The following is a 13,375-nucleotide window of genomic DNA, read 5'->3' on the forward strand; positions in this document are numbered from 1 at the left end:
TCCAGGTTGGAAATGATTCTCTCCGCGAGCTCTCGGGTCTGGGAATCGAGATCGTACCACGCCAGTTGATCGAGAAGGTAATCCTGGAGAGTGGGGTTGTGGTCGGGGAGATTGGCCATCATGTCATGATAGCGCTCGGAGTACTCTTCGATCCTGTCCCGAGAAGGACGGCTCATTTCCTCCTCGAAGTACTCGGGAATCTCCCGCTCCATCTCCACGAGTCGGCTGAACTCCTCTGCGGAGTTTTCCTCGTTTACGACAAACTCGCGCTCCAAATCGGAGCGGACGGCATCGGTTCGTTCTTCCTCTTCTTCCAGCCGGGGTTCTTCCTCAAGCTCCTCTTCCTGAGATTCTTCGATTTCCAGGGCTGGGTTCTCTGCGAGTTCCTGCGCTACGCGCTGCTCCAGGTCATGGAGTGGAAGCTGCAAAATCTCCATGGACTGGATCATCCGCGGCGAGAGTATCTGCTTTTGGACTTGCTTTTGGACCTGTCTTAAGTGATGGCCAAGCGACATTCTCATAGCTCAGGCCTCATCTCCCTGAAAAGCAAAATTCTGAGGAAAGGGTTCATCGGACACTGACGAGCCATCCAAATCAAAAAATTCAAAATACCATCCCGGTGCCCGCCTTTTTTCGGCGGAACGGAGTCTGCAACTCGACGGCCAAGCAACCAAAGTATTTCGGAACATTGGAAATCTCACCGCCAGTATTATGGTGAGTCACAATTTCTGGCGCCCCATTAAAGCATCGGTCAAAATCTCGCGATTGGCGAATTGGATGACGCTTCCCGGGGTGATCCCCCTTGCCAGTCGCGTGATTGTCACTCCTGTATCCGCGAGCTGATTGGAAATATAAAGAGCGGTGCCGTCTCCCTCTACGGTCGGGTTGGTCGCCATGATGACCTCCCGGATCTGGCCTTTGCGGACCCGCTCGACCAGCGCGTCGATCGTCAGTTGTTCCGGTCCGATGCCGTCTAGCGGGGAGATCCGACCCAGTAAGACGTGATACACACCGCGGTAGGCTCCGGTCTGTTCGATCGCCATCAAATCCTGGGGTTGCTCCACAACACAAAGCAGTCCGCGATCCCTGGTTGGGTCTTGACAAATGCGGCAGAGTTCCTCCTCTGCCAGGTTGTAACACACTGTACAGTAGTGGACATTTTCTTTGACGCTCCGAATTGCCTCCGCGAGGGCGAGGGCCTCGTCTTTGCTGACCCGCAGCAGGTGGTAAGCGATCCGCTCCGCGGACTTCCGGCCAATCCCGGGAAGCCGCGTGAGGTGTTCGATCAATCGAGTAACCGATTCTGTCAATTCCGCCACCGGAATCTCCTTTTCCGCCTGTGCCGAGCGTGTCGACTGGGTGAACGCACTCCCGGCGCCGGTCCGGCCTGCTTCCTGCCAGTGCCTCCGGATACGCCCAGCGATTTCGAATCAGGCTAAAGAATTCTACCTTTTTTTGCCGGCGGATTAAACCGCGGTAATAAGACGGGCGAAAGATCGTGCTTCTCGCGGCTGTTCGCCCATGGCGTAGCAATAGACACGGGCCTGCCACAGCAGTTTTCAACTTTTACAAAACTGTGGTGGAAGGAAACAGGGGCCTTCGAGTAGAATAAGGTGATCCGCGCGGCAAGATTTGCACTACCCGCAAAACTACATGGCACGAGTTACGAGTTGGCTGTGTCGAACAGGCGGGGTCGGTAGGAAAAATTCCCGTTTCCGACCGTAGTGCTTGTGGGGAGGGGTTGCCTCCCTTCCACTTGCACAACGAAAAACTGCCCCTCGAGCGGCGGTGCACCGGCGGCGGAGGTTGCCTCTTGGCCGCTGTGATGTCCGGCGTGGTGAAGAGTACCTCCGGAGGGACGCCATGGATTCCGCAGAACGTGGTTTTTCGGAACACTTTGTGTTTGTCACCGGACGTCTCGCCGAACCGTTCTTGCGGCGTCTTCTGCCCGATCTGGCCACCAGTTATGACTTTCAATACACGGTGGCAGTCATGCCCATCACCATTGCCGGGCTGATGAGCGTGCCCTGGATTGCCGAACGATTGAAGGTCCCTCCCGAAACCACTCGGGTTTTTCTTCCGGGCCGATGTTCGGGTGACCCTCACGAGCTGGAAGCCAAGTTGGGGATACCCGTGGAGCGTGGTCCCAACGATCTTTACGAGCTTCCTGCGTATTTTCGGAGGCGGCATCGGCCGTGTTTGCCGCAGGACGAGTACTCCCTGCGGATCGTCGCTGTGGTGAAAGACGCGGCGGATCTTCCTCTTCCGACGTTGCTCGACTTGGCAGACCGGTTGGTGGCGGACGGAGCTGACGCCGTGGGCCTGTGGCATGAGGACCGAGAGCCGCGACCCCAGCTTGCCAGGACCATCAAGGCTTTGCATTCGCACGGACATAAGGTCTGGGTAAGAACGCTCGAGATTTCCACGTGGCGGGCGGCGATTGCGGCGGGGGCGGATTTTCTCGAGCCGCCCTTGGAAGTTCCAGAAAATTTGCTTCCACAAACGAAACTGGTGATTGAGCCCCATCTGCCGGGGACGTGGGAGGGTGTGGAAGAGACGCTGCAGTTACTGGGGAGGATCGGCCAGCCGACGATTCTCAAACAGTCGCTGGTTCCGGTTGGTTTGGGCTTTACTCAAAGCATGCTGCGGAGTGTGGAAGCACGCCATATCTGGCCGGAGATTTCCTTAGCGCTTGATCTGTGCTCGGTCCTTTTCCACTCGGCTGCGGATGCGGGACCGCTTCTGCTCCTGTTGCTAGGATTCGCCCAGGAGATTGGAGCGCGATGGATCTTGACAACCCAGGAGGTCAACACCGCCCGGACCTCGGTGCGGGAATGCGACGTGATCCGAAGGATGATCCATTGTGCCCACCGGTATCGCGTATCGCTGAGGAGTCTGGATTCTTCCCTGGCTATGCTCCGGGATCACGCCATCACCAATGGCGATGAAGAGTACTGGCGAGAGCTCCGGGAACAAGTTCGGGATCCTTCTCCTCGGTTGTTTGTCAAGGCCAACCAACTGTGTGCGTGGGCCTTTGGCCAAGAATTGCAATCCTCGGATCCCTATGAACTGTTTGAAGCGATTAGTGACGCCGCAAAGGAAGCCGGACGTCAGTTGGATCCGGATACCGCTTTTTATCTTGGCTACGAGTTATGTAAAGCCACCATAGCCCGTCACCTGGGAAAGAATTACTGCCAGGATGAGGCCTTGCACTGGGGGCTGCATACAGTGGCAGAGCCTTCTCCTCGACAAAGGCGGATTCGGCGATTGGCTCGGCGTCGGCCTGTTAAGGGTTGTTCGGAAACTGAAAAGACGGCTCACTCGTGACCTCGCCTGATTTTCCCCTTGTAACGGAAATACCGTGGCCCGATTGGGACCGTTTGCTGTCCGCTTTTTCGCGTCTCCCCTACGTTCTTTTCCTTGACTCACCGGCCGGGGCCGCTGAGGACCGCTCGCTTGCGCGATACTCGTTCTTGATGGCCGATCCCCAGGAGTTTTTTCTTCTTCCGTCCACCGCGACGGGAGAGCAAGCGCTAACGGCATTCCGCAACCTCGCCCGTTATGTCCGCGAGTTTCGTCAGCCAGTGCGAGAAGACCTCCCACCGTTTCAGGGCGGTCTGGCAGGCTTCTGGAGTTATGAGCTCAATCGAGCGTTTGAGGATGTACCACCGGCACAAACAGATGACTGCGGCTGGCCGCTGTGGGCCCTCGGCTTTTATGACGTTGTCCTGGCCGCCGATCACTGGCATCATCGAGCCTGGCTCATCTCTCAGGGAATTCCCTGTGAGCAGGATGAGAACCGTAAACAGCGCGCGCAGTCACGTCTCGAATATTTTAGAAAACTTGTGACCGATGCAGAAAATCTCAGTGAGACAGACTCTTCGTGGGTCGGCTCGTCACGAGAGGAGATTAACGCACGGGTGCATTTCTCTCATGATGAACGTCACCCTTTTGGGAGCGAATACGCCGATGGCGGGACGGACACTGATCAGACACTTCAAAAGCAGGTCCCTGTTCCAATCGCTGACATCCGCTTGGAAATTCCACTGACGAGCAATTTTTCGGCCGAAGAGTACTTGGAAGCGGTCCGGAAAGCGGTGGACTACATTTGGGCGGGCGATGTTTTTCAGGTGAATCTTGCCCAGCGTTTGGCCACACCGAGGCCGACGGACCCGTTGATTCTGTACCGCCACCTCCGTCAGGTCAACGCGGCTCCTTTTGCAGCCTATTTCGATTTTGGGCATGCCCAGCTTCTCAGTGCTTCGCCTGAAAGATTCCTTCGCGTCACAAAAGGCCATGTGGAAACCAGACCGATCAAGGGGACACGTGCCCGAACAGGAGTTTCAGCGACGGATGAGGCGATTGCAGCGGAGTTGTTGACCTCGGCGAAAGATCGGGCGGAGAACATCATGATTACTGACCTGCTGCGGAATGATTTGTCCCGCGTTTGTCTGCCGGAAAGCGTTCAGGTCACAAGCCTGTGTCGCTTGGAACGCTACGCCGGCGTGTTGCATCTTGTTTCCGTCATCGAGGGAGAGTTGAAACCGCAACACGATGCCTTTGATCTGCTCGCCGCTTGCTTTCCCGGTGGATCCGTGACCGGCGCTCCCAAGCCCCGGGCGATGGAAATCATCGCGGAACTGGAACCGCATGTCCGTGGTCCTTATTGTGGAAGCCTGGGCTACGTTGGCCTGGACGGCTCGGCGGACCTTAATATTCTCATTCGGACAATTCTCTGTTGGCGGGATTGGTGTCTTTTCTCTGTGGGTGGCGGGATCGTGGCCCGGTCAGATCCTTACGCCGAATACCGCGAAACCTGGCACAAAGCGCGACGTCTCCTTCAGGCACTGGAATTGGCTGTTAACGCGAAATCTCGTTAACTGCTTCGGCTTGACCAGTTGCAGGCGAACGCAGCCTGATGGCCAGCTCGCCAAGAATGTGTCAGTCCGTGATTTTTCCCGCGTCGTACAAAGCCCAGAATTCGTCGGCTGGCATCATGCGGTCCTCGATTCCCCAATCTGATTCACCAAACGCGGTTCCAATTTCCCGCAGAGTTGGCATGTTCCTCACGATATCTAAACCCGTTTTAATTCGCGAGGGTGTGAAAACCAGACGTTCCAAACGCAACCACCGCAGTGGGGTCAAATCCGTGACCTGTGAGCGCGCGATGTGCAGGCGCCTAAGCGGCATGCCTTTGAGCGGGGACAAGTCCTCCACAGGCGTGCCCGCAATAGTGAGGCTGACGAGTGGTACATTGCGGAGCGGGGAGAGGTCTTTAACCGGTGTCTCATTGAGCCAGAGCGTCTCCAGGGGACATCGGGCCAAAGGGGAAAGGTCGGATACCTTCGTGCGGACCAGGTTGAGCTGTTTCAACGGACAGCCTGCCAGGGGTGTCAGATCGCTCACGTCAGTTTCGCTGAGCGACAGATATTGCAGCGGCATACCGCTGAGCGGCTTCAGATCGGTGACCTTCGTTCTGTCCAGCGCCAGCGCTTCCAGGGGAAGTCCCGACAGCGGTGTGAGATCGCTGACCGAGCATTGATAGAGGTCCAGCTTGTGAATTCGCAAACCGGCCAGCGCCGAAATATCGTGAACCTCGGGCGCATTGATAGCGACGACAATCACGCCATCCTGGTTTTCCACAATGGCCTCACCCGTGAAACCCGGGTTTGCCGCCCGAAGGGCTGCCGTGAGGGCCTGGGCGTCAACATTCCGCGGGGAACCATGGGGAGCCGCCGTGTTAGAGGAGCGGCTGGTGGATGACGTCGCGTCCGCAGGCACGGCTTTTTCCACCGATGAGCCGGAAACCTCAGCAACGGGTTGGTTCAGGGACGTGTTTGAGGAGGAAACTTCGGATCGGGTGGTACAGCCCAACGTCAGCAAAAGGTTGCCGACAACAAGAGTCCAAAAAACCATGCGTCCCACCGATGTGCTCGGCCTGCGATCGCGATCGGGGACAGCGAGAATTGTTCTCAAAAGTCTTGGGCCCTCAAACGTCATGCGTCCACGACCTCCCCTGAGAATTGTTTCGCAACCTACATCAAACCGCTTTCCATGATTCTACATCAGCAGTGTGACTATCTCCTATCCGGTGTGCCGGTCGCACATTGCCACTTTTCCTCCGACGATGGGCACGTGGACGTTGACATGGGCTCGCGCGGGTGCGAGCCTGAGTTTCCTCGGGCATGACATGTGTGCCCCTCCGAAGCATTTCTCGGAGGAACCTGCTTGTCAGGTCCACATTGCGACGTTGGGTGATCCATTTCACCGACTGTGCTCCAACTGCTCTGTCAAGTAGCGGGGACAAGTCATGAATTGCCCATATAAAGCATTGAGTTTTTGGTTTCTCGCAGATCTTTGCAAAAAGTTGGGACCGGTCAACTCGGGGCAGACTTGCCGGAGTAGTCCCCGTTCGTTATCAAATGGGGGAGGTAAAAATCGATTTGAACTTTTTTGAAGTTAATACTTTCGAAGGCATTTACAGCGAAAGGAGGTGGATGCGATGAACCACCAGCAAACCGGTAGCAAGGGAGTACGTGTTCGTGCTTTTTTGGAAAACGGGAAGTTGGCGGTGTTTCCCTGTTTTGGCTTCCCCATGACTCGCCTGGCACTGCTCACGAGCGGGTTCATCTTTTTTGGAGTCTTGGCCGCTTGGAGTGAAAAGTCTCGATTGTGGGCGGAAACGCCGCAACCGGTTTTGAAGGTCGGCTTTGCGGAGCGCGACATCAGTCCGGAAATCGGTATGGAGCAGCCGGGGGGATACGGCAAAGTCTATCATCAAACGTTTCATGATCCGTGCAAAGTGCGGGCGGCCGTTTTCGACGACGGCCAGAAGGCCGTAGCCCTGGTGGGGCTCGACGTGCTGATCATCCGTGAGCCGAGCGTCAGGCGGATTCGCGAGGAAGTTGCCCGGCGATGTGCGATCAAACCGGAGGGTATTCTCTTGGCTGCATCGCACACGCATTCCGGCGGTCCTAGCGGCATGGTGTTACCAGGCGAGTTCGATCACGCGGACGAGTGGGTGAAACACCTGGCCTACGACGTGGCTTCAACGGCTAATAGCCGCTATTTGGAAAAGATGGAAAAGGCCACGGTGGAGGCGATTTGCGAGGCATGGGAAAAGAGGCATCCGCTGCTGTGTGGTGTAGGGCGAGGTATTGAGGATAAGGTTGCTTTCAACCGGCGCTTCCGCATGAAAAATGGCCTGACGTTCACGCATCCCGGGCAGCTCAACCCTGATATCGTCGAAGTGGCGGGGCCAACCGATCCTGAGGTCCTCGTGCTGGGGGCGTGGTCTCCGGATGGCAAGCTGGAAGGTTGTGTGGTCCACTATACCTGTCACGCGACGACCAATCCGGGTGGTATTTCAGCCAACTGGATTTATTACATGGAAAAGGCAATTCGCGGCTTTTACGGGCCCGATGTGGTGGTGGTCTTTCTTCAGGGGTGCTCCGGAGATGTCACCCAGGTGGACAATCTGAGCCCCTATCGGAACCCGACGGGGGAGGAGTGGGCGCAGCGCGTGGGCGGCCGGGTGGGCGCCGAAGCGGTGAAAACATTGCTTCTGACTCCGCGGGGTAATCTGAGTCCCATCGACTATCGCAGCACGACGCTCACGATTCCCCGCCGTCGGCCTGACCCCAAACGCGTGGAGGAGTGTTTGGCCCTGACGAAAAAGGACCCTAAGGAGGTGGGGGCCACTGAGTGGATTTTCGCCGTTCAGACCGTGCTACTCGACGCCAAACTGAAAGTCGAACCCACCGCCGCTGTGGAATTGCAGGCTGTTCAGATTGGTCCACTCGTGATTCTTGCCAATCCTGCAGAATATTTTTGTCAATATGGTTTGGAGTTGAAGGCTGGGTCGAAATTCCCCTTCACGATGCCCGTCGAACTGGCCAACGGCTGTGTGGGTTACGTGCCAACAGTAGAGGCGTTTGGGCCACATGGCGGGGGTTATGAAACGCGGCTGACTGCCTATAGCAATTTGGATTTCCAAGCCGGTGACCAAATCCGGGATAAACTCTTGGAATTGGCGCACCAGTTGACACCCGGCCCAGTGCCGGAACCGCCCCGGGTGACCCCTGTGACGACACCGTGGTCTTACGGAGCTGTTCCACCTAACTACCATTGACGGCCTCGGAGCGGCGTCGAGGACTGGGGACATCCTGTGGGTTGCTTCGCCCTTTGGCACGGAGTGCTGCCGAAGTTTGGCAGTTTCCTCCATGTCAGCGGAATGGTTGAGCCTGGAGAAACTTGGAGACGACGGTGCTGGCCAACCGAGCGCTGCGAATGGCACTCTCCATAGTTCCTGGCCATCCCGTCGCTGTCCAATCACCCGCCAGGACAAGCCCTGGGACACCGGTGTCTTGCGGCGGTCGGCGGTCGTCCCAATCCGGGTGCGGAGAGAGAACTGCCGCTGGTTCCGTGATGACACGACTGGCCAGTAGTTTCGCGGATCGAAGAGGAGCAAAGGTCTGTTGCAATTCCCTGACGACTCTATCCCGGCACTCTTCCGGGGGGCCGAGCGTTAGTCGGTGTGACGCACTGATGACGACGTGGCAGTACCACGGTGACGCTGCGAAGTGGGAATCGCCAGAAGTGTTAACCGATTCAGTTCGAAGCGTTTCCGCAAAGGGAGGCCGAAAAACCCATTGTGAAAGCGCATAAGGCAACACCGCGTGCGGGACAGAAAATCCCGGCCGATCGAACCACAAATGCACACCGGTGATCGCACAGGCTTCTGGAGAAGCGCGGGATCGTGAGGTTGGCCAGTTGGGGAGAATTTTATTTACGAGTTCTGTCGGCAGAAGCCGAGCCGCAACCCACCAGGGAACCGCCAGCACCACGGCCGCAAAATTCTCCGTCTGGCCGTCTGCAAAGTGAAGACACCAGGTGTTGTTACACCGCGAAATTCCGCGGACGGACCGTCCCGAGATGATTCGCACCCCAACACCTTCAAGACGGCGCCGGAAATGGACATCACACATAACGCTCAGAGGCACCCGGGGGATCCACAACTCATGCCCCTCTCGGTTTTTTATGAAGACCTCGCGAACAATCATGCGCGTAAGAGACAGAGGAATTCGGTCCAGGGTTTCGCTCGTTGCGCTGACGAGCAGTGGACTCCAGAAAATTCGCACAAGCTTTTCTGACTGGCCAGTCCGCCTTAAAAACGGTTGCGTCATCTCGGCACGGCACTGTTGAGAACGTTTGCCTCCCTCCTTCCAAAGAGTCCAGGATGCGCGAAGTAACGCCAGCCGCTCGGCGGGTGAGACGAGACTGAACCGGAACACCGAGGGCAGTAAATGGAAGGGAGCGGGTAGCCCTCGAACGGCCTGGAAGCGACAAATCTTGCCAGAATAATCCGCAAAGAAGAGAGTGCGGTGCCGAATAAACAGGTCCAGCGCATGCATCTCCCGGCAAAAGCGGAGGAATTCCGTGCAGCAGCCCAATGCCACGTGCTGACAGGTGTCAACCGTTTGCCCGATCTCCGGATCCCTGACGGATCGGACACGGCCCCCGAGCACGCGCCGGGCTTCAAAAAGGGTGATCTCGCAGTCGGTGTTTCGCAGAAACCATGCCGTAGCCAGGCCGGCAAGGCCCCCACCAACGATGGCGACCCGCAGTCTCTCCGGCTCAACTCTCCGGTCCATAAGTCCATTTCACCCCGCTGATGGCGAGACGACAGGGGAACGAAGATTCGCTGGCCTTTCGACAAGGTGGAGAGAGCGGGGCGGGACAATGGCCCAACGGGCCAAAAGCCAAATTTTCCGCCACCTAGATAGTTTCAGTTTCTGGCGGAAAATTTGATCCTTGTTGCGACGGAGCTTCTGGAAAAGAGCATAGTAAGTAGAGAACATCAAGCCGAAAACTTTTCGTCCCTGATCGCTGACAAGATCGAACACGGATGAAGCACTCCGGTAAAAGCGTTCCGTCCTTTCAAACTGAAAGTTGAGAAGATCGCTCCATGCGGGAGTGACCACCCCCTTAAGGATATCTTCCTTCTCACATCCGAACGACTTGAGTTCGTCGCAAGGGATGTAAACTCGTCCTCGTTCTGCGTCTTCACGCAGATCTCGAAGAATGTTCGTCAACTGGAACGCCACCCCGCAATCGTGGGCTTGAGAGGGAACTTCCCGGCCTTTAAACCCCCAAATGTAAAGACAAGCCACCCCGACCGCTGAAGCGACCCTGGCGCAATACTGTTCCAGTTCGGCGAAATTTTTGAACGGGCGAAAGTCGATGTCTTGCTGCACTCCTTCGATGACATCCAGGATGTACTTGGGTGGAATCCCGTAGCGCTCGACGACGGCTGCAACGCCGGAAGCCAGAACCACCACGTCTTTCGGCGCGGTCACAATTTCGGACAAAAAGCTGAGATCCAAATTGCGGGCCGGAAGAGACGAAAATCTGAGCTGACGATCGATCATCGACTTCCACGCTTGAAGATAACATCTGGCCTGAGCAGCCGGGACCTCATCTGCGAGGTCGTCCGTAAAGCGGCAATAGGCGTAGATGATTTCCATGGCCTGGGCTTGCTCGCGGCCCAGCAGGCGGATGGCGGGCAGAAAACTGGACCGCGCCCTCCGACACATTTCATGACAAACCGGATATGATTCGGCGATGATCGCGCGATAAGCCGCGTCTTCATCGCAGACAGGTCCTATTTGTTTGTCCCGGTTCGTTGCCACAAGACGTCCCACCAGCTTTGCACCATGAGAGTAAGTTTTGTCCATCGGCTGAGCGTGGGTCGCATTTGCCATACATTGTAGTCGATGGCTGCAATCGCCTGGAGAATCCTGAGACCACCCCGGACGAAGAGCAGGACAGGCACCTGCCACTGTCGGGGCATCAGTTCAACAAGCTGCTCCCCGCGACGGAGGAATACAGCGGCTTCCTCAACCAGCCCCTTCATAAGGGTTTGAAATGCCGGGTTGAATTCCCGCCGTTGCCACATCTCTTCTGTGTAACCGACGCGACGGCATTCCGCCATTGGGATATACAGCCGACCCCGGTACCAATCCTCTCCAACATCCTGCCAGAAATTGGCGAGCTGAAGCCCCGTGCACACGGAGTCAGAAAGCGCGACACGCTCTGGCGTGTGACAGCGGGCAACATACAGCACCAAACGTCCCACGGGGTTGGCCGAGTAACGGCAGTAATTCAGAAGTTCTTCGAATGTCTCGTACCGATGGACTTCCTGATCCTGCCGGAAGGCAACCAGTAAATCGAGAAATGGTTCTGGGGGAATCTGAAAAGTGGTAATAGTTTCTCGAAGAGCAACAGTCACAGGATGCCGGGGATGGCCCCGGTAACAGGACATCAGCTCCCGATGCCACCAGTCGAGAAGCATCAGGCTGTCCTTCTGCGAGAAAACTTCATCAGCCAAGTCATCCGCCCATCGGCACCAGGCGTAAACATTACAAAAATGCTGACGTAAACCGCGGGGCAAAAACCAGCTCACGACGGTAAAATTCTCATAATGTTGGCGGGTCAGTCGGCGGCAATACTGCCGGCTAGCCCGAAGCGACGGTGGCTCGTATCGCGCAAACGGCCCGTATTGGTGGAAGTCGCGGAGAAAACGCGCCTGCTCCGCCGTGGCCTGATTTGGCGGAAGAGATGTCACGGTTCGGTTCGGTTGTTGGGAGGTCATTAGCGGAATTACTCGGCTTGACCGCCACCGGCTGGGCAAGAAAAAAATCTCGTGGAATGTGCCCGGGAATACAATTGTGGCCCACCTTCGGCAAATATTTTTCCAGTATAGAGGAAACATTTTCGGAAGTTGAGAGTCGTTTGTAAAAGTGTCCCATCCATAGGTGCAAACGATGCGCATCCTTTTGGCCTCTCCCCGCGGGTTTTGTGCGGGAGTCAACATGGCAATTGAAACCGTAGAGACGGCCCTCCAGCGTTTCGGCACACCACTCTACGTGTTTCACGAAATCGTCCATAACCAGCACGTGGTCCAGGCGTTCTCCAAACGTGGGGTGATTTTCGTCAACGATATTGACGAGGTACCGCCAGGCAGCGTTCTTGTGTTTTCTGCCCACGGAGTCTCTCCCGAGGTAAGGGAAAAGGCGAGGCAGCGGCAACTCCGCACGATCGACGCCACATGTCCCCTGGTGACCAAGGTCCATCGGGAAGTTAAACGGTTTGTGGACGAGGGCTACACCATTTTTTTGATTGGCCATGCAGGACACGACGAGGTGATCGGTACGATGGGAGAGGCTCCGGACGCCATTCGCCTCATTCAATCGGTGGCGGATGCCGAGACCGTGGAAGTGCCGGACCCAGAAAGAGTGGCCTATACGACCCAGACGACACTTTCCATTCTGGACGCGGCGCAGATCGTGGCTCGGCTGCGGGAACGATTTCCGAAACTCGTGGGACCGGCCAAAGACGATATCTGTTATGCCACTCAAAACCGACAGGAAGCGGTTCTTGCCATCGCCCGTCAATGTGATGTCTTTCTTGTGGTCGGCAGCCAGAATAGTTCAAATAGCCGCCGGCTGGCAGAAATCGCTGGCTCCACTGGGATTCCCTCCTATCTTGTAGACGGTCCCCAGGATGTTGATTTGACTTGGTTCAAGGGAAAAGAGACGGTGGGAATAACAGCCGGTGCGAGTGCCCCCGAACATGTCGTTCAGGAGTGCATCGGATTGCTGCGGGAGAACTTCGGGGCCACGGTGGAAGAGGTATCTTTGCGGGAAGAGCACGTGCACTTCCCACTGCCCATTGAATTACGTCTCCTGGCATCCAACTAGAGGATCTTACCAAGGAATGGAATTTGAAAAGGGGGTGTACGTGTCGAGCTAGCTCTGAAGTGCACGCAGACAGACTGTGTGCCCACAGTTGTACTCAATCGAGCGGAAATGCCTCGGCTGTTGTTTGCTTTCGGTAAAGTGGCATGTAGCGGTAGTACACCTCGAGGATCATTGTCGCCATCGCCGTGAAGTAGAGCCTCCCACCCCGTTCTTTTCCGTGATCGCTGCTGTCCTCAAAGAACCAGCTTCCCGCCTCATGACCTTTTTGGGCCTGCGTTTGTACGAGGTAATCGCGCATGACGGCGTTCCATTGCTTCCACTCTTCTCCTTCCCAATGGCGCATGACCTGAGTTGCGTAATAGTTGTAGTAGAAGTTATTTCGACCAGGTCCGCTCTTACTGGTCGACGGTCCCCAGTCGCTCAGGCGTCGTATTCCTTTAACCAATGCGGGATTGTCCTTATCCCAGCCGAGATACATGCGGCACAGCAGTCCGATGGCGGTGGTGGCGGGACCTTCGCCAGGGTCCAGATATCCGTAAGCGGCTCCCCCATCTGATTGAACCGAGTCGAGAAACACCTGGGCTTTCTGGACAGTCACTTTAGGCACCTGAAGA

At 56.4% G+C, this 13,375-nt stretch carries 9 protein-coding genes and 2 pseudogenes; 4 read left to right on the forward strand and 7 right to left on the reverse strand.

Going from position 1 to position 13,375, the window contains the following annotated elements; genetic code table 11:
• Together ABJK56_RS01465 and recR are read right to left on the reverse strand one after the other, a co-directional pair.
• Positions 1 to 521: pseudogene (locus tag ABJK56_RS01465) on the reverse strand (RNA polymerase sigma-54 factor); the annotation flags it as partial.
• A 198-nt stretch (positions 522 to 719) separates the two neighbouring features.
• Positions 720 to 1,319 (reverse strand): recombination mediator RecR, encoded by a 600-nt coding sequence (recR, locus tag ABJK56_RS01470; RefSeq protein WP_347242890.1) that lies wholly within the window; start codon positions 1,317 to 1,319, stop codon positions 720 to 722.
• Between the two features lie 544 nt (positions 1,320 to 1,863).
• Here recR and ABJK56_RS01475 point away from each other — a divergent pair.
• A complete protein-coding gene (locus ABJK56_RS01475) occupies positions 1,864 to 3,327 on the forward strand; it encodes a DUF6513 domain-containing protein (RefSeq protein ID WP_347242891.1) in 1,464 nt (487 codons plus the stop codon).
• Positions 3,324 to 4,880: an anthranilate synthase component I family protein gene (locus ABJK56_RS01480; protein ID WP_347242892.1), complete on the forward strand. Its 1,557-nt coding sequence runs from the start codon at positions 3,324 to 3,326 to the stop codon at positions 4,878 to 4,880. Before ABJK56_RS01475 ends, ABJK56_RS01480 begins: the two co-directional genes overlap by 4 nt.
• A 61-nt stretch (positions 4,881 to 4,941) precedes the next feature.
• Here the strand turns inward: ABJK56_RS01480 and ABJK56_RS01485 are convergent, their stop codons facing one another.
• Positions 4,942 to 6,000 (reverse strand): hypothetical protein, encoded by a 1,059-nt coding sequence (locus tag ABJK56_RS01485; RefSeq protein WP_347242893.1) that lies wholly within the window; start codon positions 5,998 to 6,000, stop codon positions 4,942 to 4,944.
• Positions 6,001 to 6,502: 502 nt separating this feature from the next.
• Here ABJK56_RS01485 and ABJK56_RS01490 point away from each other — a divergent pair.
• Positions 6,503 to 8,131, forward strand: a complete 1,629-nt coding sequence (locus ABJK56_RS01490; protein WP_347242894.1) for a hypothetical protein — start codon at positions 6,503 to 6,505, stop codon at positions 8,129 to 8,131.
• 94 nt (positions 8,132 to 8,225) lie between these two features.
• Here ABJK56_RS01490 and hpnE read toward each other — a convergent pair whose 3' ends face one another.
• Genes hpnE through hpnC form a run of 3 tightly spaced genes read right to left on the reverse strand, consistent with a single transcriptional unit; the run spans position 8,226 to position 11,653 of the window.
• Positions 8,226 to 9,653, reverse strand: a complete 1,428-nt coding sequence (hpnE, locus tag ABJK56_RS01495) for a hydroxysqualene dehydroxylase HpnE (protein WP_347242895.1) — start codon at positions 9,651 to 9,653, stop codon at positions 8,226 to 8,228.
• 9 nt (positions 9,654 to 9,662) lie between these two features.
• Positions 9,663 to 10,691, reverse strand: coding sequence for a phytoene/squalene synthase family protein (locus ABJK56_RS01500; protein WP_347242896.1), 1,029 nt, complete (start codon positions 10,689 to 10,691; stop codon positions 9,663 to 9,665).
• Positions 10,664 to 11,653: a squalene synthase HpnC gene (hpnC, locus tag ABJK56_RS01505; RefSeq protein ID WP_347242897.1), complete on the reverse strand. Its 990-nt coding sequence runs from the start codon at positions 11,651 to 11,653 to the stop codon at positions 10,664 to 10,666. The genes ABJK56_RS01500 and hpnC overlap by 28 nt, the downstream gene beginning before the upstream one ends.
• A gap of 172 nt (positions 11,654 to 11,825) precedes the next feature.
• Here hpnC and ispH point away from each other — a divergent pair, with 172 nt between their 5' ends.
• Positions 11,826 to 12,761: a 4-hydroxy-3-methylbut-2-enyl diphosphate reductase gene (gene ispH, locus ABJK56_RS01510; RefSeq protein ID WP_347242898.1), complete on the forward strand. Its 936-nt coding sequence runs from the start codon at positions 11,826 to 11,828 to the stop codon at positions 12,759 to 12,761.
• 94 nt (positions 12,762 to 12,855) lie between these two features.
• Here ispH and ABJK56_RS01515 read toward each other — a convergent pair.
• Positions 12,856 to 13,375 (reverse strand): annotated as a pseudogene (locus ABJK56_RS01515) (hypothetical protein); the annotation flags it as partial.

The sequence above is a fragment of the Thermogutta sp. genome (genome assembly GCF_039793925.1).
Lineage (GTDB): Bacteria > Planctomycetota > Planctomycetia > Pirellulales > Thermoguttaceae > Thermogutta.

Excerpts from the sequence above, each read along its gene's own strand:
- ABJK56_RS01475 (WP_347242891.1), top strand. The coding sequence starts at position 1,864 with ATGGATTCCGCAGAACGTGGTTTTTCGGAACACTTTGTGTTTGTCACC.
- ABJK56_RS01485 (WP_347242893.1), bottom strand. The coding sequence starts at position 6,000 with ATGACGTTTGAGGGCCCAAGACTTTTGAGAACAATTCTCGCTGTCCCC.
- ABJK56_RS01490 (WP_347242894.1), top strand. The coding sequence starts at position 6,503 with ATGAACCACCAGCAAACCGGTAGCAAGGGAGTACGTGTTCGTGCTTTT.
- hpnE (WP_347242895.1), bottom strand. The coding sequence starts at position 9,653 with ATGGACCGGAGAGTTGAGCCGGAGAGACTGCGGGTCGCCATCGTTGGT.
- hpnC (WP_347242897.1), bottom strand. The coding sequence starts at position 11,653 with ATGACCTCCCAACAACCGAACCGAACCGTGACATCTCTTCCGCCAAAT.
- ispH (WP_347242898.1), top strand. The coding sequence starts at position 11,826 with ATGCGCATCCTTTTGGCCTCTCCCCGCGGGTTTTGTGCGGGAGTCAAC.